This is a genomic window from Serratia sp. JKS296, from assembly GCF_900215445.1.
In the GTDB taxonomy this organism is placed as follows: domain Bacteria; phylum Pseudomonadota; class Gammaproteobacteria; order Enterobacterales; family Enterobacteriaceae; genus Serratia; species Serratia marcescens.
Genome location: NZ_OCMX01000001.1, coordinates 3,690,513 through 3,707,131 on the forward strand (window position 1 = coordinate 3,690,513; position 16,619 = coordinate 3,707,131).

Genomic DNA, 16,619 nt, shown 5'->3' on the forward strand with positions numbered 1-16,619 from the left:
TCCGCCAGACAAAAAAAAGCCGCCCGTATCGGCGGCTTACTCTTTGAGCAATCAGGCTTATTCAGCCGGTTTGCGATTGCGCGGGTGGCGCGAAGACGGCGCGCCGGAACGGCGCTGGCCGTCACCCTGCGGGCGAGCGTTGCCGTTGCCACGGTTTTCACGCTGGCCGCCGTTCGCGTTACCGCTGCGCTGACCGCCGCCGTTACCGGAACGCTGGCCGCCGCCGTTGCCGCGCGGCGCGCCGCGTCCGCCGCCCTGGCGGCCGTTGATGATCGGCTCGGCCTTGATGGTCGGATCCGGCTCGTAGCCCGGCAGCGCAATGCGCGGAATTTCACGCTTCAGCAGACGCTCGATGTCGCGCAGCAGCTTGTGTTCATCCACGCACACCAGCGAGATAGCTTCACCGGTGCGTTCCGCACGGCCGGTACGGCCGATACGGTGCACATAGTCTTCCGGCACGTTAGGCAGCTCATAGTTCACCACGTGCGGCAGCTGGTCGATATCCAGACCGCGCGCCGCGATATCGGTCGCCACCAGCACGCGGATGCGGCCATCTTTGAAATCGGCCAACGCACGGGTACGGGCGCCCTGGCTCTTGTTGCCGTGGATCGCCGCAGCGGTGATGCCGTCTTTGTTCAGCTGTTCCGCCAGGTGGTTGGCGCCGTGCTTGGTGCGGGTAAACACCAGCACCTGTTTCCAGTCGCCTTCGCCGATCATCTGCGACAGCAGTTCCCGCTTACGCTTCTTGTCGACGAAGTGCACGCTCTGCTCGATCTGCTCGGACGCAGTGTTGCGGCGCGCCACTTCCACCGAGGCCGGGTTGTGCAGCAGCTTGTTGGCCAGCGCCTTGATGTCGTCGGAGAAGGTCGCGGAGAACAGCAGGTTCTGGCGCTTGGCCGGCAGCTTGGCCAGCACGCGGCGGATGTCGTGGATAAAGCCCATGTCCAACATGCGGTCCGCTTCGTCCAACACCAGAATTTCGATTTTGGACAGGTCAACCGCGTTCTGATGTTCCAGATCCAGCAGACGGCCCGGCGTCGCCACCAGGATATCGACGCCGCCGCGCAGCTTCATCATCTGCGGGTTGATGCTCACGCCGCCAAACACCACCAGCGAACGCAGGCGCAGGTGTTTGCTGTAGGCCTCGACGTTTTCGCCGATCTGCGCCGCCAGCTCACGGGTTGGCGTCAGGATCAGCGCGCGCACCGGGCGACGGCCTTTGACCGGATGGTCATGCTTGCTCAGCAGCTGCAACAGCGGCAGGGTAAAACCGGCGGTTTTACCGGTGCCGGTCTGGGCGCTGGCCATCAGGTCACGACCTTCCAGCACGACAGGGATAGCCTGACGCTGGATTGGCGTCGGTTCGCGATAGCCCTGTTCTTCAACAGCGCGCACAATTTCAGCACTTAAGCCGAGGGTTTCAAATGACATAAAGAGAAAAACTCCAGATCCCCCCTAACCTAACGGTGTTCGGTGCAGTTTCCTGGGAGGATGATCAGACGGGGCATTAAGCATGACCACGAGGGATTGGCACAAACTGCAGTGCACCAGGCGCCGATTGTAACAGAAGTCGCGCAATAAAAAGCACTTTTACGCACCTAGAGCACAATCTGCCGTAAATTCAGCATTGTCTGAAGCCGATCACATAACTCATTGTGGTTAGCGGTTGCGTTTTAGACAATCTGGCATAAAGTTAATCATATGATTGATTAACTTCGAGCGTGACCCATGCCAGCTTCCGTCCCTCATCAGGCCGCCGGCCGGGCGCGCGGCGAGCAAACGCGCAGGCAGCTGCTCGCCGCGGCGACCGAACTGTTCGGTGAATTCGGCCTGCAGGGCGCCACCACGCGCGATATCGCCCAGCGCGCCGGCCAGAACATCGCCGCCATTACCTACTACTTCAGCTCCAAAGAGGGGCTGTATCTGGCCGTGGCGCAGTCGCTCGCCGATTTCATCCAGCAGGCGTTCGCCCCGTTGGCCGAAGAGGTCGATCGCTTTGGGCAAGAAGCGCCCGAACAACGCTCACCCGACGCGGCGCTACGCTTGCTGCAGCGTGGCCTGCTGGCCTTCAGCGAGCTGATGACCCAGCCGCACACGCTGAACCTGAGCAAAATCATGTCACGCGAACAGCTCGCCCCGACCGAGGCCTACCCGCTGATCCACCGCCAGGTAATCGCGCCGATGCACGAGCGGCTGTGCCGCCTGCTGTCGGCTGCCACCGGCATCGACGAACACGCTCCCCGCCTCGTATTGCATACCCATGCGCTGATCGGCGAGGTGCTGTCGTTCCGCGTGGCGCGCGAAACCATCCGCCGTCAGGCCGGCTGGCAAGAGATTGGCGAGGGCGAAGCGGCGCAAATCGCGGCGGTGCTGAGCGAACATATTGAAATTCTGGTTACTGGGCTGCGCCAACGTCATGGCGCGTAAATTCAGGCAGGGAGTGTTATGAACAAAAAACGCAGTGCCTTGATCGTGTTGTTAATTCTGCTGATCGCGGCCGCCGCTTACGGGGTCTGGCATTACCAACAGCAGCAGGATAAGCCGCTGACGCTGTACGGCAACGTCGATATCCGCACGGTCAACCTCGGCTTTCGCGTCGACGGCCGCCTGGCGTCGCTGACGGTGGATGAAGGCGATGCCGTTCAGCCGGGCCAGCTGCTCGGCAAGCTGGACGACGCCCCCTACCGCAACGCGCTGCAGCAGGCCGAAGCCAACGTCGGCAGCGCGCGCGCCAAACTGTCGCTGCTGCAGGCCGGCTATCGCACCGAAGAGATAGCCCAGGTGCAGTCAGAAATGGCGCAGCGCCAGTCCGCCTTCACCTATGCCGACAGCTTCCTGAAACGCCAGCAGGGGCTGTGGGCGAAAAACGCCACCTCCGCCGACGCGCTGGAGGATGCGCGCACCGCCCGCAATCAGGCGCAGGCCAATCTGCAGGCGGCGAAGGACAAGCTGTCGCAATACCGCAGCGGCAATCGCCCGCAAGAGATTGAACAGGCCAAGGCCGACGTGGCGCAAAGCGAAGCGGCGCTGGCGCAGGCGCAGTTGAACCTGCAAGACGCCACGCTGATCTCCCCTTCCGCCGGCACGGTGCTGACCCGCGCGGTGGAGCCGGGCACCATGCTCGGCGCCGGCGGCACGGTATTCACCCTGTCGCTGACCCGGCCGGTGTGGGTACGCGCCTACGTCAACGAGACCAGCCTGAATCAGGCGGTGCCCGGCACCGAGTTGGAAATTTACACCGACGGCCGCCCCGGCAAGCCTTACCACGGCAAGATCGGTTTCGTCTCGCCGACCGCAGAGTTCACGCCGAAAAGCGTTGAAACGCCGGATCTGCGCACCGATCTGGTGTATCGCCTGCGGGTGATCGTCACCGACGCCGACGACGCACTGCGCCAGGGCATGCCGGTCACCCTGCGCTTCGCCAAACCCTGAGGCCGGACATGGAACAGGCGCACACCATCGAGCTGGAAGGGCTGGAAAAACGCTTCCCGTCGCTTGAGAAACCGGCGGTCGCCAGCCTGACCACCACCCTGCGCAGCGGCGCGGTGATCGGGCTGGTCGGCCCGGACGGCGCCGGCAAAACCACCCTGCTGCGCATGCTGGCCGGGCTGCTGCAGCCGAGCAGCGGCAAGCTGCGGGTCGCCGGGCTGGATCCGATCGGCCAGGATCGTCAACTGCACGCCATCCTCGGCTACATGCCGCAGAAGTTCGGACTGTATGAGGATCTGACGGTGATGGAGAACCTGACGCTGTACGCCGATCTGCGCGGCGTCACCGGCGATCTGCGGCGTCAGACCTTCGAACGGCTGCTGAAATTCACCGACCTGACCCGCTTCACCGAGCGCCTGGCGGGCAAGCTGTCCGGCGGCATGAAGCAAAAACTGGGACTGGCCTGCACGCTGGTGGGCGCCCCCCAGGTGCTGCTGCTGGATGAACCGGGCGTCGGCGTCGATCCTATCTCGCGCCGCGAACTGTGGCGCATGGTGCACGAGCTGGCCAACGACGGCATGTTGATCCTGTGGAGCACCTCTTATCTCGACGAAGCCGAGCAGTGCCGCGAAGTGCTGCTGCTCAACGAGGGCGAGCTGCTGTTCAGCGGCGCGCCGCAGGATCTGACTCGCCGTATGGCCGGGCGCACGGTGTTGATCGCCGCGCCGCCGGGCAGCCATCGATCGTTGCTGCAGCGGGCGATCTGCCTGCCGGCGGTCACCGACGGCGTGATCCAGGGCAAGTACCTGCGCCTGATCCTGAAAGAAGGCGAAGATCACCGGCAGCTGCTGCAGGCGCTGGATCTGCCGGACGCCGAACTGAACGAAGCGGATCCGCGCTTCGAGGATGCGTTTATCGATCTGCTCGGCGGCGGCCCCAACCATCGCTCGGCGCTGGCGGAGATCATGCCGACCGTCAACGGCGAAAGTGGCGAAACGGTGATCGAAGCGGTGCAGTTGACCAAGAAATTCGGCGATTTCGCCGCCACCGATCACGTCGATTTTCAGGTGCGGCGCGGCGAAATCTTCGGCCTGCTCGGCCCGAACGGCGCCGGCAAGTCCACCACCTTCAAAATGATGTGCGGCCTGCTGGTGCCGTCCGGCGGCAAGGCGCTGGTGCTGGGGATGGATCTGAAGACCAGTTCCGGCAAGGCGCGCCAACGCCTCGGCTACATGGCACAAAAATTCTCGCTGTACGGCAACCTGACGGTGGCGCAGAACCTGAAATTCTTCTCCGGCGTCTACGGCCTGAGCGGCAAGGCGCAGCGCGACAAAATCGACGAGATGTCGCGCGCCTTCAACTTCGCGCCGATCCTCGATCAGACGCCGGACGCGTTGCCGCTCGGCTTCAAACAGCGCCTGGCGCTGGCCTGCGCGCTGATGCACGAACCGGATATTCTGTTCCTCGACGAACCGACTTCCGGCGTCGATCCGCTGACGCGGCGCGAGTTCTGGCTGCACATCAACGGCATGGTCGACAAGGGCGTGACGGTGATGGTGACCACCCACTTTATGGACGAGGCGGAATACTGCGACCGCATCGGCCTGGTGTATCGCGGCAAGATCATCGCCGCCGGCACGCCGGACGATCTCAAACAGCAGGTGGCGCGCGACGACAATCCCAGCCCTTCGATGGAGCAGGCGTTTATTGAGTTGGTGCAAGGCTACGACGAGGAGGAAACGCGGTGAGCGATAACCGAACCCCAATCGACGAGAGCGGCTTATCCTGGCGCCGGCTGCGCGCGCTGTGCCTGAAGGAAACGCGGCAGATACTGCGCGATCCCAGCAGCGGCCTGATCGCCTTCGTCATCCCGCTGATGCTGCTTTTCATCTTCGGCTACGGCATCAACCTGGACTCCAGCAAGCTGCATCTGGGCATTCTGATGGAGCAACAGAGCGAAGACGCGCGCGATCTGGCCCACGCCTTCGCCGGTTCGCCCTATATCGAACCGACCATCAGCGACAACCGCCAACAGCTGATCCAGCAGATGCAGGCCGGCACGATCCGCGGCCTGGTGGTGATCCCGGTGGATTTCGACCAGCGCATGGCGCGCCCGCACGACAGCGCCCCTATCCAGGTGATCACCGACGGCAGCGAGCCGAACACCGCTAACTTCGTGCAGGGCTATGCCCAGGGCGTATGGCAAATTTGGCAGCAGCAGCGCGCCGCCGATCGGGGGAACAACGACAAACCGCTGATTGACGTACAGATGCGCTACTGGTTCAACCCGGCGGCCATCAGCCGGCACTACATCATTCCCGGCGCCATCACCATCATCATGACGGTGATCGGCGCCATTCTCACCTCGCTGGTGATCGCCCGCGAATGGGAGCGCGGCACCATGGAGGCTCTGCTGTCCACCCAGGTGACGCGCAGCGAGCTGCTGCTCTCCAAACTGATCCCTTATTACTTCCTCGGCATGATCGCCATGGCGCTGTGCATGGCGGTGGCGGTGTGGGTGCTCGGCGTGCCCTATCGCGGTTCGCTGCCGATCCTGCTGCTGATCAGCAGCCTGTTCCTCGCCAGCACCCTCGGCATGGGCCTGCTGATCTCCACCCTCACCCGCAACCAGTTCAACGCGGCGATGGTGGCGCTGAACGCCGCCTTTCTGCCGTCGATCATGCTGTCCGGCTTCATTTTCCAGATCGACAGCATGCCGGCGATCGTGCGCGCGGTGACCTACATCATTCCGGCGCGTTACTTCGTCAGCACGCTGCAAACGCTGTTCCTGGCGGGCAACGTCGGCACCGTGCTGGCGATCAATCTGCTGTTCCTGATCGCTTCCGCCGTGGTGTTCATCGGCCTGACGGCCTGGAAAACCCAGCGTCGGCTGGATTAAGGAGAAAGAGCGATGTTTCACCGTCTGTTGACGCTCATCATCAAGGAAATGCAGGCGCTGCTGCGCGATCCGCAAACCCGCGCCATCCTGATCATGCCGGTGATCCTGCAGGTGCTGCTGTTCCCGTTCGCCGCGACGCTGGAGGTGACCAACGCCACCATCGCGGTCTACAGCGAGGACAGCGGCCAGGCTTCGGTGGAGCTGACTCAACGCTTCGCCAAGGCTAAAGCTTTCTCCCATGTGCTGCTGCTGCGCAACCCGCAGGAGATAAAGACCACCATTGATAACCAACAGGCGCTGCTGCTGATCCGCTTCCCGGCGCAGTTCTCGCGCGATATCGCCGCCGGCAATACCGCGCCGCTGCAGCTGCTGCTCGACGGGCGCAACTCCAACAGCGCGCAGATCGCCGCCAACTACGTGCAGCAGATCGTGCAGGAATATCAGAACGAGCTGCTCGGCAACCGCGCCAAACCCAACAACAGCGAACTGGTGGTGCGCAACTGGTATAACCCGAATCTGGACTACAAATGGTTCGTGGTGCCGTCGCTGATCGCCATGATCACCACCATCGGCGTGCTGATCGTCACCTCGCTGTCGGTGGCGCGCGAACGCGAACAGGGCACGCTGGAACAGCTGCTGGTCTCACCGCTCACCACCTGGCAGATCTTTATCGGCAAGGCGGTGCCAGCGCTGATCGTCGCCAGTTTCCAGTCCAGCATCGTGCTGTTGATCGGCATCTTCCTGTACCAGATCCCGTTCGCCGGATCTCTGCTGCTGTTCTATGCCACCATGCTGATCTACGGGCTGTCGCTGGTCGGTTTCGGCCTGCTGATCTCGTCGCTGTGCGCCACTCAGCAGCAGGCGTTTATCGGCGTGTTCGTGTTCATGATGCCGGCGATCCTGCTCTCGGGTTACGTCTCGCCGGTGGAGAATATGCCGGTGTGGCTGCAGGATCTGACCTGGGTGAACCCGATACGCCACTTCACCGACATCACCAAGCAGATCTACCTGAAAGACGCCAGCTTCAGCATCATCTGGCGCAGCCTGTGGCCGCTGCTGGTGATCACCGCCACCACCGGCAGCGCCGCCTACGCGCTGTTTCGCCGCAAAATCGCATAAAAAAAGCTCTGCATGTCACATGCAGAGCCTGTTAAGTCCTTTGGATTTCAAGCGACTGCTTGAAAGACGACGGATTTAGCGGCGGTTGCCGAAGATACGCAGCAACATCAGGAACAGGTTGATGAAGTCGAGATACAGCGTCAGCGCACCGACGATGGCGTACTTGCGGAAGCCGTCTTTATCATCGGCGTTCAGCTGCTCGCCCATCGCCTTGAGTTTTTGCGTGTCGTACGCGGTCAGACCGACGAACACCACCACCCCAATGTAGGTAATCGCCCACATCAGCGCGGTGCTTTTCAGCCAGATGTTCACCAACGAGGCCAGCACGATGCCGATCAGCGCCATGAACAGCATGCTGCCGAAGCCGCTCAGATCGCGCTTGGTGGTGTAGCCGTACAGGCTCATCGCGCCGAACATGCCGGCGGTGACCACGAAGGTGCTGGCGATCGAGCTGTAGGTATAAGCGATGAAGATGCTCGACAGCGTCAGCCCGGTCAGCGCCGAGTACAGCATGAACAGCGAGGTGGCCACCGCGCCGCTCAGGCGGTTGACCATGCCGGAAATCACGAACACCAGCGCCAACTGGGCGATGATCAGACCGAAGAAGGTGATCTGGCTGGAGAAGATGAAGTTGAGGATCGCGGGCGTATTGGCCGCATACCAGGAAACGAACGCCGTCAGCAGCAGACCGCAGGTCATCCAGCCGTAAACCTGCGCCATGTAGGCCTGAATGCCGCTGTTGGCACGTTCGACGATTGAACCATTAGAGCGTGGATATCGGTCCATGACGGTTACCTTTTGCGTTGTAAACAAGATTCCGAAGCCCCGCGAACGGGGCTTCGCCTGCTATAAGCGTACCACAGAATAGGCCGCGCGAAAGCGGCAAAGGTCTTGATTTGTTTCCGCTGTTGACGCGTTATTTAGCCGCGTCGTGCCAGCGCTGCGCGGCCTGACGATCGCTGTCGCGAGCGTCCACCCAACGATCGCCCTGGCCGGTCGCTTCGCGCTTCCAGAACGGCGCCCGGGTCTTCAGGTAGTCCATGATGAACTCGCTGGCGGCGAACGCCATGCCGCGGTGCGCACCGGTCACGCCGACGAACACGATCTCGTCGCCGGGATACAGCGCGCCGACGCGGTGGATCACCGTCACGCGCTGCAACGGCCAACGGCTGCGCGCCTCGGCCACGATCTCCGCCAGCGCCTTCTCGGTCATGCCGGGGTAGTGTTCCAGCGTCAGCGCGCTGACGTCGTCCCCGAGGTTATGGTTGCGCACCTTGCCGGTGAAGGTCACCACCGCGCCGTCGGCGTCGCACTGCGCCAGCCACTGATACTCGTCGCCGACGTTGAACGGCGCTTCGCCCACGCGAATGCGGGTGTTTTCCATGCTTACCCCCCGGTAACCGGCGGGAAGAAGGCCACTTCATCACCGGCGCGCAGCGGGTGATCCGCCGCCACCAGCGACTGATTGACCGCCGCCAACAGCTTGCCGGACTCCAGCGCCAGCGCCCAGCGATCGCCGCGCGCGCACAACGCCTGGCGCAGCGCCTCGACGGTCGGGTAATCCGCCGGCATCGACAGCGCGCCGGTGCCCACCAGTTCGCGCACCTGCGCGAAGAAAAGAATATCGATCATGCGTTCACCTTAAAATCGCCGGATTTGCCGCCGCTTTTCGCCAGCAGGCGTACCGGGCCGATCACCATATCTTTCTGTACCGCTTTGCACATGTCATAGATGGTCAATGCCGCCACCGAGGCGGCGGTCAGCGCCTCCATCTCGACGCCGGTTTTGCCGGTCAGCCGGCAGCAGGTTTCGATGCGCACCCGGCTGTGCTCCGTTTGCGCCTCCAGCTGCACTTCGACTTTGCTCAACATCAGCGGGTGGCACAGCGGGATCAGCTCCCAGGTGCGTTTGGCCGCCTGAATGCCGGCGATGCGCGCCGTGGCGAACACGTCGCCCTTGTGATGGCTGCCGTCGACGATCATCGCCAACGTGGCGGGCAGCATCTCGACGAAGGCTTCGGCGCGCGCCTCGCGCACCGTTTCGGCCTTGGCGGAAACGTCGACCATATGGGCTTCGCCGGCGGCGTTAATGTGGGTTAGCTGTGTCATGACTCAGGGCTTCTTCAAATGGGGTTGGAAGTTGCACGGGCGATGGCGCGCGTCCAACTGCTCTTCGATAATCCGCTCCCAGGCGGTGCGGCAGGCGCGGGTGGAACCCGGCATGGCGAAAATCACCGTGCGGTTGGCCAGGCCGGCCAGCGCGCGCGACTGGATCGTCGCGGTGCCGATCTCTTCGTACGACACCATGCGGAACAGTTCGCCGAACCCTTCCACCTCTCTGTCGAACAGCGGCAACAGCGCTTCCGGCGTGTTGTCGCGCGCGGTAAATCCGGTGCCGCCGGTGATCAGCACCGCCTGCACGTTGTCATCGGCAATCCACGCGGAAACCCGCGCGCGGATCTGGTAAATGTCATCTTTGACGATGGCGCGATCCACCACCTGATGGCCGGCTTCCCGCGCCGCGTCCTGCAGATATTGGCCGGAGGTGTCTTCCGCCTCGCCGCGGCTGTCGGACACGGTCAGGATGGCGATATGCGCCGGAATAAACTCGCTGCTCGCATGGCTCATGGTTCAATAAGCTCCTATTGGCTGTCAGCCGCCGATAAACGACAGGTTCTGGGTGATCCCGCTGTTGCCCTGATGCAGGAAATGGGTCTGCTTCTTGCTCAGCAGCCCGCTCTGAATGCGCGCCTTCAGCGCGTCGAGCTGGCCGTCGTCCGCCAGCAGATCGCGCAGGGGCACCCCCTGCTCGCCGAACAGGCACAGGTGCAGATTGCCGATGGAAGAAACGCGCAGCCGGTTGCAGCTGGCGCAGAAGTCTTTTTCATACGGCATGATAAGACCCACCTCACCCTGGTAGTCCGGGTGGCTGAACACCTGCGCCGGGCCGTCGCTGCGGCCGCGCGCCTGGCGCTGCCAACCCTGCTGCTCCAGCTGCAGGCGAATCACTTCGCCGGAAACGTGGTGTTTGCGAAACAGCTCGCCGCCCTCGCCGGTTTCCATCAGTTCGATAAAGCGCAGCTGGATCGGCCGATCCTTGATCCAGGCGAGAAACGCGCCGAGTTGCTGGTGATTGACGTCGCGCATCAGCACGGCGTTGACCTTGACCTTGCTGAAACCGGCGCTGAAGGCGGCGTCGATGCCGTCCATCACCTGGCGGAACTTGTCCTGGCCGGTGATGGCGTGAAACTGGCGGGGATCTAGGCTGTCGATGCTGACGTTGATCGCCGTCAGGCCGGCGTCACGCCAGGCGGCGACATCGCGCGCCAGACGGTAGCCGTTGGTGGTGACCGCCAGGGTACGGATGGCCGGGTTTTCCCGCACGGCGGCGATGATCTCGGTAAAATCACGGCGCAGCGAAGGTTCGCCGCCGGTCAGGCGCACCTTTTCGGTGCCCAGTTCGGCGAACGCGCGGCTGACGCGGCGGATTTCATCCAGCGACAGGAAGCTTTTCGGGCTGCCGCTCGGCTTGTAGCCGTCGGGCAGACAATAGGTGCAACGAAAGTTGCACACGTCGGTGATCGACAAACGCAGGTAATAGAACTTGCGCTCATAAGCATCAATGAGTTGCGGTACCATAACACCTTTCCAAAGTCGGGAGATGCGAGCGTTTCCCCTCTGCACCCTGGTGGCTGACTTCGCCACGGCCCAGGCGCCATATCGTTCCGGATGAACAACGTAGGCGCAGGGGCTAGGAGTTTGATTTCTCTTCCCGCTACCTTGAGTAGCCGGAATGAAACCGTGGTTTTCAGCAGAATTCTAGCGCTAATCGGCAACGATAGCCAACGCGTTAATTCGCTATATAATTGTCTATACAGCGTTTTTAGACGCCGTCTATTCGGGTAAACCATGATAAATATCGCTTGCGTGGACGAATTGACCAGAATCACGCAAATGACACTCTTTATCGCGTTTTTATGCCGGATCCGCTACCTTATGCGGGCAGTTCAGCCCCTTTGTAAGGAAATTTATGCGTAATCGTACCCTGGCCGATCTCGACCGCGTGGTGGCGTTGGGCGGCGGACACGGCCTGGGCCGTGTGATGTCGGCCCTGTCGTCCTTAGGCTCCCGCCTGACCGGCATCGTCACCACCACCGACAACGGCGGTTCCACCGGCCGCATCCGCCGTTCGGAAGGCGGCATTGCCTGGGGCGATACCCGCAACTGTCTCAACCAGCTGATCACCGAACCGAGCGTCGCCTCGGCGATGTTCGAATACCGTTTCAGCGGCAACGGTGAGCTGGCCGGCCATAACCTGGGCAACCTGATGCTGAAAGCGCTGGATCACCTGAGCGTGCGCCCGCTGGAAGCGATCAATCTGGTGCGCAGCTTGCTGAAGGTGGATGCGGCGCTGATCCCGATGTCGGAGCAGCCGGTGGATTTGATGGCGCACGATCACGAAGGCAATCACGTTTACGGTGAAGTGAATGTCGATCAATTGGCCCACATGCCGCAGGAGCTGATGCTGTCGCCCCCGGTCAACGCCACGCGCGAAGCGCTGGACGCCATCGCGCAAGCCGACGTGATCCTGATCGGGCCGGGCAGCTTTCTCACCAGCCTGATGCCGCTGCTGCTGCTGGACGATCTCACCCAGGCGCTGCGCCGCAGCAGCGCCAGCATGATCTATATCGGCAACCTCGGCCGCGAGCTGAGCGTGGCCGCCGCGGCGCTGTCGTTAAAGGATAAGCTGACGCTGATGGAAGAGAAGATCGGCCGCCGGATGATCGATGCGCTGATCGTCGGCCCGGCGGTGGACGCCAGTGAAGTGCAGGATCGGGTGGTGATTCAACAGCCGCTGGAAGCGAGCGACATCCCCTACCGCCACGATCGCCAACTGCTGCGCCAGGCGCTGGATCACGCGCTGGTGGGGCTGGCCGCCCGCCGCTGACCGAATTTAGCCGTCGCGCCCGCGCAGCCAGGGGTTATCGCTGGCCGGGGCGGGATGGCTGACCATATCGATATACAGGTCTTCCACCTCTTTGCGCGCCCAGGGCGTGCGACGCAAAAACTTCAGACTGGACTTGATGCTCGGATCGCTGCGGAAACAGTTGATGCGAATGCGCGCGCCCAGTTCGGACCAACCGTAGTGATCCACCAGTTTATTCAGCAGTTGCTCCAGCGTCACGCCGTGCAGCGGGTCTTTAGACTGGTGTTGACTCATGTTCGGTACTCTTCGTGGTCAAATCGGGCCGCACACCATAACAGCTTTGACGCGGCCGACAAGGAATTTTGACGCCCACAGCGCGGGCGCCGTCCAACGGTCAGGAAATCGCGATGAACTGCTCGCGCAGCTGGTGGATTTCGTCGCGCAGCGCAGCCGCCTGCTCGAACTCCAGGTTTTGCGCATGGGTGTACATCTGCGCTTCCAGATCGCGGATTTTCTGATCCAGCGCTTTCGGCGTAAGGTTCTGCAGTTGAGCGCCACCGTCCGCCGCCTTGCCCTTGCCTTTAGTCTTGGCGCGGTTGACCGGCTGGCCGATCTGCAGAATATCGCCGATCTTCTTGTTCAGCCCCTGCGGCACGATGCCGTTGGCTTCGTTATAGGCCTGCTGCTTGGCGCGGCGCCGCTCGGTTTCACCGATCGCCTTGGCCATCGAATCGGTAATGCGATCGCCATACAGGATCGCCTTGCCGTTCAGGTTACGCGCCGCACGGCCGATGGTCTGGATCAGCGAACGCTCAGAACGCAGGAAGCCTTCCTTGTCGGCGTCCAGAATCGCCACCAGCGACACCTCAGGCATGTCTAGGCCCTCACGCAGCAGGTTGATGCCCACCAGCACGTCAAACTCGCCCAGACGCAGGTCACGGATGATTTCGACCCGCTCCACGGTATCGATGTCCGAATGCAGGTAGCGCACGCGCTCGCCATGCTCTTCCAGGTATTCGGTCAGGTCTTCCGCCATGCGTTTGGTCAGGGTGGTCACCAGCACGCGCTCGTTGATCGCCGCGCGCTTGCGGATCTCGGAGAGCAGATCGTCCACCTGAGTGGCGACCGGGCGCACTTCCACGATCGGATCCAGCAACCCGGTTGGCCTCACCACCTGATCGATCAGATCGCCGCCGGATTTCTCCAGCTCATATTTGCCCGGCGTGGCGGAAACATAGATGGTCTGCGGCGCCAGCGCCTCGAACTCCTCGAAGCGCAGCGGGCGGTTGTCCAGCGCCGACGGCAGACGGAAGCCGTACTCCACCAGCGTTTCCTTGCGCGCGCGGTCGCCTTTGAACATCGCGCCGATCTGCGGAATGGTGACGTGGGATTCGTCGACCACCAGCAGGCCGTCCGCCGGCAGGTAGTCGAACAGCGTCGGCGGCGGCTCGCCCTCGGCACGCCCGGAAAGGTAGCGCGAGTAGTTTTCGATGCCCGAGCAGTAGCCCAGCTCGTTCATCATCTCCAGATCGAACTGGGTGCGCTGCGTCAGGCGTTGCTCTTCCAGCAGCTTGTTGTTGGCCAACAGCACCTTGCGGCGGTCCGCCAGATCGACCTTGATCTCTTCCATCGCCTGCATGATCCGCTCGCGCGGCGTCACGTAGTGCGACTTCGGGTAAATGGTAAAACGCGGCACCACCTGCTCAATCTGCCCGGTCAGCGGATCGAACAGCGACAGCCGTTCCACTTCTTCGTCGAACAGCTCGACGCGCAGCGCCAGCTCGTCCGATTCCGCCGGGAAGATGTCGATCACCTCGCCGCGCACGCGGAAGGTGGCGCGCTGGAAAGCCTGATCGTTGCGGGAATACTGCAGCTCCGCCAGGCGGCGCAAAATGGAGCGCTGATCGATGATCATTCCCTGGGTCAGGTGCAGCATCATCTTCAGGTAAAGATCCGGATCGCCCAGGCCGTAGATCGCCGATACCGACGCCACCACCACCACGTCGCGCCGCTCCAGCAACGCCTTGGTGGCGGAAAGACGCATCTGCTCGATGTGCTCGTTCACCGAAGCGTCTTTTTCAATGAAGGTGTCGGAGCTGGGCACGTAGGCTTCCGGCTGGTAGTAGTCGTAGTAGGAGACGAAGTATTCCACCGCATTCTCCGGGAAAAACGCTTTCATCTCGCCGTACAGCTGCGCCGCCAGCGTCTTGTTCGGCGCCAGCACCATGGTCGGCCGATTCAGATCGGCTATCACGTTGGCGATGGTGAACGTCTTGCCCGAACCGGTGACCCCCAGCAGCGTCTGGTGCGCCAGGCCGTCTTCCAGCCCTTCTTCCAGCTTGCGGATGGCTTCCGGCTGATCGCCGGCCGGTTTGAACTCGGAATGCAGTTTGAAAAGTTTACTCATTGCTCGGCTACCCTGTGGAGATGCGCGCGCTCAGGCGGCCAGCCGGCTCTGCGCCGGACATGGCCCCTAATTATGGAAAGTGTCGGCGATTTGCGCCAGTGCCCATGATACTGGATATAAAACCAGCTTCAAGCGGATTCGTCGCCGCGCCCGGCACTGCGGCAATGCCGTTGCACCGTGACGTTACAGCGGGGTGACATTTTTATTGTCAATAACAGATTTATCCCCAGAACTTGCCGCGAATTAACTTATTGATAGCACCGCGTCGAAAAATCATACATAGAGGCCTGATCAATACCCCTGCGTCTTGATTTTAATTAATCTATTGATATATAAGACATTTAATAAAAAGACGAGAATGCGGGCAAAGCGAACAGAACCCGCGTCCGCTCTCGCTTTACAGCGTTTTTCTAAATCTAATGCACAAGGTTATCCACAGGAATAGTGGATAACTCTCACCGCCCCGCCCGGGGCGGGAGTTACAGAAAGAAAGCTTTTCGCCCTTTACACTCGCCAAAATGGCTTTTTTAGTTATTTTTTCATAAAAATATCGCTTTGTTTATGCCGATTAATACTAAAAATCCCCATTGCCAAAATCGCATCGGCCCCTTTCTCGCGGATCGCGCTTGACGGCGGCGCAATGCCTTGCACCATGCCCTCACCGAAGAGCACCACAAGAGTGCAAAAAACGTCCGGGTTAACTTCCCCGCGTATTTTCAGGCTGTCACGGCAGCGCACGTCAGGCCTGACCAGCGGTTAACAAGGCGATAACAATCCCCGTTTTCACCCGGCGGTAAAACTGGCCTGAGAGTTGCTTTATCTTCCTGCGTATAAATGCGGTTCGACAGCGTGATGCGCTGCCAGCCGCAGCGTGTCCCCCTCGCGGTGCTATCGCCTGTAAAAGCGCAAGAACGACACCAAGTCGTCACAAGCGTCGTTTTTAACGACATATTGACTGTCATTCCGTCCACCGCAGACCTTGCTCTGGCTCATTGGACGGACGGCATCTTGTTCCAGACATTGCCACACTCGGGAAATTCGCCGCGCATGCGGCCTTTGCTGTCCCCCACCAACGAGTGAAACGAGCGTCTATGAGGAGAATGCCAAATGCTGAGTCTGAGATCGGTCAATCAATTCTACGGTCAAAACCACACCCTGTGGGACATCAACCTGGAGCTGCCGCGCGGCCAGTGCACCGTGCTGCTCGGGCGCAACGGCGTGGGCAAGACCACGCTGGTCAACTGCATCATGGGGCATTTGCCGGTGGTGAGCGGCAGCATGACCTGGCAGCCGGCGGATCAACCGCCGCAAAACCTGCTGCTGCAACCGATGGAGCGCCGCGCGGCACTGGGCATCAGCCACGTCCCGCAAGGGCGGCAACTCTTCTCGCAGCTGAGCGTGGAAGAGAATCTGCAGGTGGCGCAGATGGCCGTGCGCGGCGCCCCTCGCCGCATTCCGCCGCTGATCTACAGCCTGTTTCCCAATTTGCGCCAGATGCGTACCCGCCGCGCCGGCGATCTGTGCGAAGGCGCCCAGCGCCAGTTGGCGATCGGTCGTGCGCTGGCGCAGGAGCCGGCGCTGCTGATCCTCGACGAACCCACGGCAGGCGTGCCTCCCTCGATCGCCGCCGACATCGGCAACGTGATCCGCAGGCTCAACTATGAGTTGGGCATGACCATTTTGCTGGTAGAGCATCAGTTGCCGTTCGTGCGCCGGGTGGCGGACCGCTTTTGCCTGTTGGATAGCGGGCGCACCGTGGCGCACGGCGCGCTGGCGCAGCTGGATGAGGCGCTGATCGGCGCCGGGCTGGCGGGACAGGAAGGAAGATGAGGGGGAATC

17 protein-coding genes and 1 riboswitch are annotated in these 16,619 nt (G+C 61.8%); of the genes, 7 read left to right on the forward strand and 10 right to left on the reverse strand.

Annotated features, from left to right (window positions below; translation table 11 throughout):
• Positions 1–57: 57 nt before the first annotated feature.
• Positions 58–1,431: an ATP-dependent RNA helicase RhlE gene (gene rhlE / locus CRO23_RS17680; protein WP_097102578.1), complete on the reverse strand. Its 1,374-nt coding sequence runs from the start codon at positions 1,429–1,431 to the stop codon at positions 58–60.
• Positions 1,432–1,728: 297 nt separating this feature from the next.
• Between rhlE and cecR the strand changes: the two genes are divergently transcribed.
• The 5 genes from cecR to CRO23_RS17705 are packed head-to-tail and all read left to right on the forward strand — an operon-like array spanning position 1,729 to position 7,447.
• Entirely contained in the window at positions 1,729–2,427 is a 699-nt protein-coding gene (gene cecR, locus CRO23_RS17685) for a transcriptional regulator CecR (protein WP_016928673.1), read from the forward strand.
• A gap of 18 nt (positions 2,428–2,445) precedes the next feature.
• The gene (gene hlyD / locus CRO23_RS17690; RefSeq protein WP_089184345.1) at positions 2,446–3,432 is read left to right on the forward strand and encodes a secretion protein HlyD; all 987 of its coding nucleotides are present in this window, start codon (positions 2,446–2,448) and stop codon (positions 3,430–3,432) included.
• 8 nt (positions 3,433–3,440) lie between these two features.
• On the forward strand, positions 3,441–5,177 hold the full coding sequence (locus CRO23_RS17695; RefSeq protein ID WP_016928675.1) for an ATP-binding cassette domain-containing protein: 1,737 nt from the start codon (positions 3,441–3,443) through the stop codon (positions 5,175–5,177).
• Positions 5,174–6,328, forward strand: a complete 1,155-nt coding sequence (locus CRO23_RS17700; RefSeq protein ID WP_097102580.1) for an ABC transporter permease — start codon at positions 5,174–5,176, stop codon at positions 6,326–6,328. Before CRO23_RS17695 ends, CRO23_RS17700 begins: the two co-directional genes overlap by 4 nt.
• Before the next feature lie 12 nt (positions 6,329–6,340).
• Positions 6,341–7,447, forward strand: coding sequence for an ABC transporter permease (locus tag CRO23_RS17705; protein ID WP_097102583.1), 1,107 nt, complete (start codon positions 6,341–6,343; stop codon positions 7,445–7,447).
• Between the two features lie 75 nt (positions 7,448–7,522).
• On the opposite strand, the gene CRO23_RS17710 is transcribed toward CRO23_RS17705, so the two are convergent.
• The 6 genes from CRO23_RS17710 to moaA all read right to left on the reverse strand — a co-directional run bounded on the left by CRO23_RS17710 (position 7,523) and on the right by moaA (position 11,085).
• A complete protein-coding gene (locus CRO23_RS17710; RefSeq protein WP_004939761.1) occupies positions 7,523–8,233 on the reverse strand; it encodes a Bax inhibitor-1/YccA family protein in 711 nt (236 codons plus the stop codon).
• A gap of 130 nt (positions 8,234–8,363) precedes the next feature.
• Positions 8,364–8,831, reverse strand: coding sequence for a molybdopterin synthase catalytic subunit MoaE (gene moaE / locus CRO23_RS17715; protein WP_033642239.1), 468 nt, complete (start codon positions 8,829–8,831; stop codon positions 8,364–8,366).
• A 2-nt stretch (positions 8,832–8,833) separates the two neighbouring features.
• Complete coding sequence (moaD, locus tag CRO23_RS17720) at positions 8,834–9,079, reverse strand: molybdopterin synthase sulfur carrier subunit (RefSeq protein ID WP_004939768.1); 246 nt, start codon at positions 9,077–9,079, stop codon at positions 8,834–8,836.
• Entirely contained in the window at positions 9,076–9,555 is a 480-nt protein-coding gene (moaC, locus tag CRO23_RS17725; protein WP_004939770.1) for a cyclic pyranopterin monophosphate synthase MoaC, read from the reverse strand. The genes moaD and moaC overlap by 4 nt, the downstream gene beginning before the upstream one ends.
• 3 nt (positions 9,556–9,558) lie before the next feature.
• On the reverse strand, positions 9,559–10,074 hold the full coding sequence (gene moaB, locus CRO23_RS17730) for a molybdenum cofactor biosynthesis protein B (RefSeq protein WP_033633872.1): 516 nt from the start codon (positions 10,072–10,074) through the stop codon (positions 9,559–9,561).
• Between the two features lie 24 nt (positions 10,075–10,098).
• Positions 10,099–11,085: a GTP 3',8-cyclase MoaA gene (gene moaA, locus CRO23_RS17735; protein ID WP_016928681.1), complete on the reverse strand. Its 987-nt coding sequence runs from the start codon at positions 11,083–11,085 to the stop codon at positions 10,099–10,101.
• A riboswitch (molybdenum cofactor riboswitch) is annotated at positions 11,072–11,216 on the reverse strand. (Overlaps the previous gene by 14 nt.)
• 260 nt (positions 11,217–11,476) lie before the next feature.
• Between moaA and CRO23_RS17740 the strand changes: the two genes are divergently transcribed.
• On the forward strand, positions 11,477–12,394 hold the full coding sequence (locus CRO23_RS17740; RefSeq protein WP_049203797.1) for a gluconeogenesis factor YvcK family protein: 918 nt from the start codon (positions 11,477–11,479) through the stop codon (positions 12,392–12,394).
• Between the two features lie 6 nt (positions 12,395–12,400).
• Here CRO23_RS17740 and CRO23_RS17745 read toward each other — a convergent pair whose 3' ends face one another.
• From CRO23_RS17745 to CRO23_RS24950, 3 genes are all read right to left on the reverse strand, one after another.
• On the reverse strand, positions 12,401–12,667 hold the full coding sequence (locus CRO23_RS17745; RefSeq protein WP_004939783.1) for a VF530 family DNA-binding protein: 267 nt from the start codon (positions 12,665–12,667) through the stop codon (positions 12,401–12,403).
• A 100-nt stretch (positions 12,668–12,767) separates the two neighbouring features.
• Positions 12,768–14,780 carry an excinuclease ABC subunit UvrB gene (uvrB, locus tag CRO23_RS17750; protein WP_097102585.1) on the reverse strand — a complete coding sequence of 671 codons (2,013 nt, stop codon included), beginning with the start codon at positions 14,778–14,780 and terminating at the stop codon, positions 12,768–12,770.
• Positions 14,781–15,311: 531 nt separating this feature from the next.
• The gene (locus CRO23_RS24950; protein WP_126186656.1) at positions 15,312–15,518 is read right to left on the reverse strand and encodes a hypothetical protein; all 207 of its coding nucleotides are present in this window, start codon (positions 15,516–15,518) and stop codon (positions 15,312–15,314) included.
• Positions 15,519–15,887: 369 nt separating this feature from the next.
• Here CRO23_RS24950 and CRO23_RS17755 point away from each other — a divergent pair, with 369 nt between their 5' ends.
• Complete coding sequence (locus tag CRO23_RS17755) at positions 15,888–16,610, forward strand: ATP-binding cassette domain-containing protein (RefSeq protein ID WP_016928685.1); 723 nt, start codon at positions 15,888–15,890, stop codon at positions 16,608–16,610.
• Positions 16,611–16,619 lie beyond the last annotated feature (9 nt).

Excerpts from the sequence above, each read along its gene's own strand:
- rhlE (WP_097102578.1), bottom strand. The coding sequence starts at position 1,431 with ATGTCATTTGAAACCCTCGGCTTAAGTGCTGAAATTGTGCGCGCTGTT.
- cecR (WP_016928673.1), top strand. The coding sequence starts at position 1,729 with ATGCCAGCTTCCGTCCCTCATCAGGCCGCCGGCCGGGCGCGCGGCGAG.
- hlyD (WP_089184345.1), top strand. The coding sequence starts at position 2,446 with ATGAACAAAAAACGCAGTGCCTTGATCGTGTTGTTAATTCTGCTGATC.
- CRO23_RS17695 (WP_016928675.1), top strand. The coding sequence starts at position 3,441 with ATGGAACAGGCGCACACCATCGAGCTGGAAGGGCTGGAAAAACGCTTC.
- CRO23_RS17705 (WP_097102583.1), top strand. The coding sequence starts at position 6,341 with ATGTTTCACCGTCTGTTGACGCTCATCATCAAGGAAATGCAGGCGCTG.
- CRO23_RS17710 (WP_004939761.1), bottom strand. The coding sequence starts at position 8,233 with ATGGACCGATATCCACGCTCTAATGGTTCAATCGTCGAACGTGCCAAC.
- moaE (WP_033642239.1), bottom strand. The coding sequence starts at position 8,831 with ATGGAAAACACCCGCATTCGCGTGGGCGAAGCGCCGTTCAACGTCGGC.
- moaD (WP_004939768.1), bottom strand. The coding sequence starts at position 9,079 with ATGATCGATATTCTTTTCTTCGCGCAGGTGCGCGAACTGGTGGGCACC.
- moaC (WP_004939770.1), bottom strand. The coding sequence starts at position 9,555 with ATGACACAGCTAACCCACATTAACGCCGCCGGCGAAGCCCATATGGTC.
- moaB (WP_033633872.1), bottom strand. The coding sequence starts at position 10,074 with ATGAGCCATGCGAGCAGCGAGTTTATTCCGGCGCATATCGCCATCCTG.
- moaA (WP_016928681.1), bottom strand. The coding sequence starts at position 11,085 with ATGGTACCGCAACTCATTGATGCTTATGAGCGCAAGTTCTATTACCTG.
- CRO23_RS17740 (WP_049203797.1), top strand. The coding sequence starts at position 11,477 with ATGCGTAATCGTACCCTGGCCGATCTCGACCGCGTGGTGGCGTTGGGC.
- CRO23_RS17745 (WP_004939783.1), bottom strand. The coding sequence starts at position 12,667 with ATGAGTCAACACCAGTCTAAAGACCCGCTGCACGGCGTGACGCTGGAG.
- uvrB (WP_097102585.1), bottom strand. The coding sequence starts at position 14,780 with ATGAGTAAACTTTTCAAACTGCATTCCGAGTTCAAACCGGCCGGCGAT.
- CRO23_RS17755 (WP_016928685.1), top strand. The coding sequence starts at position 15,888 with ATGCTGAGTCTGAGATCGGTCAATCAATTCTACGGTCAAAACCACACC.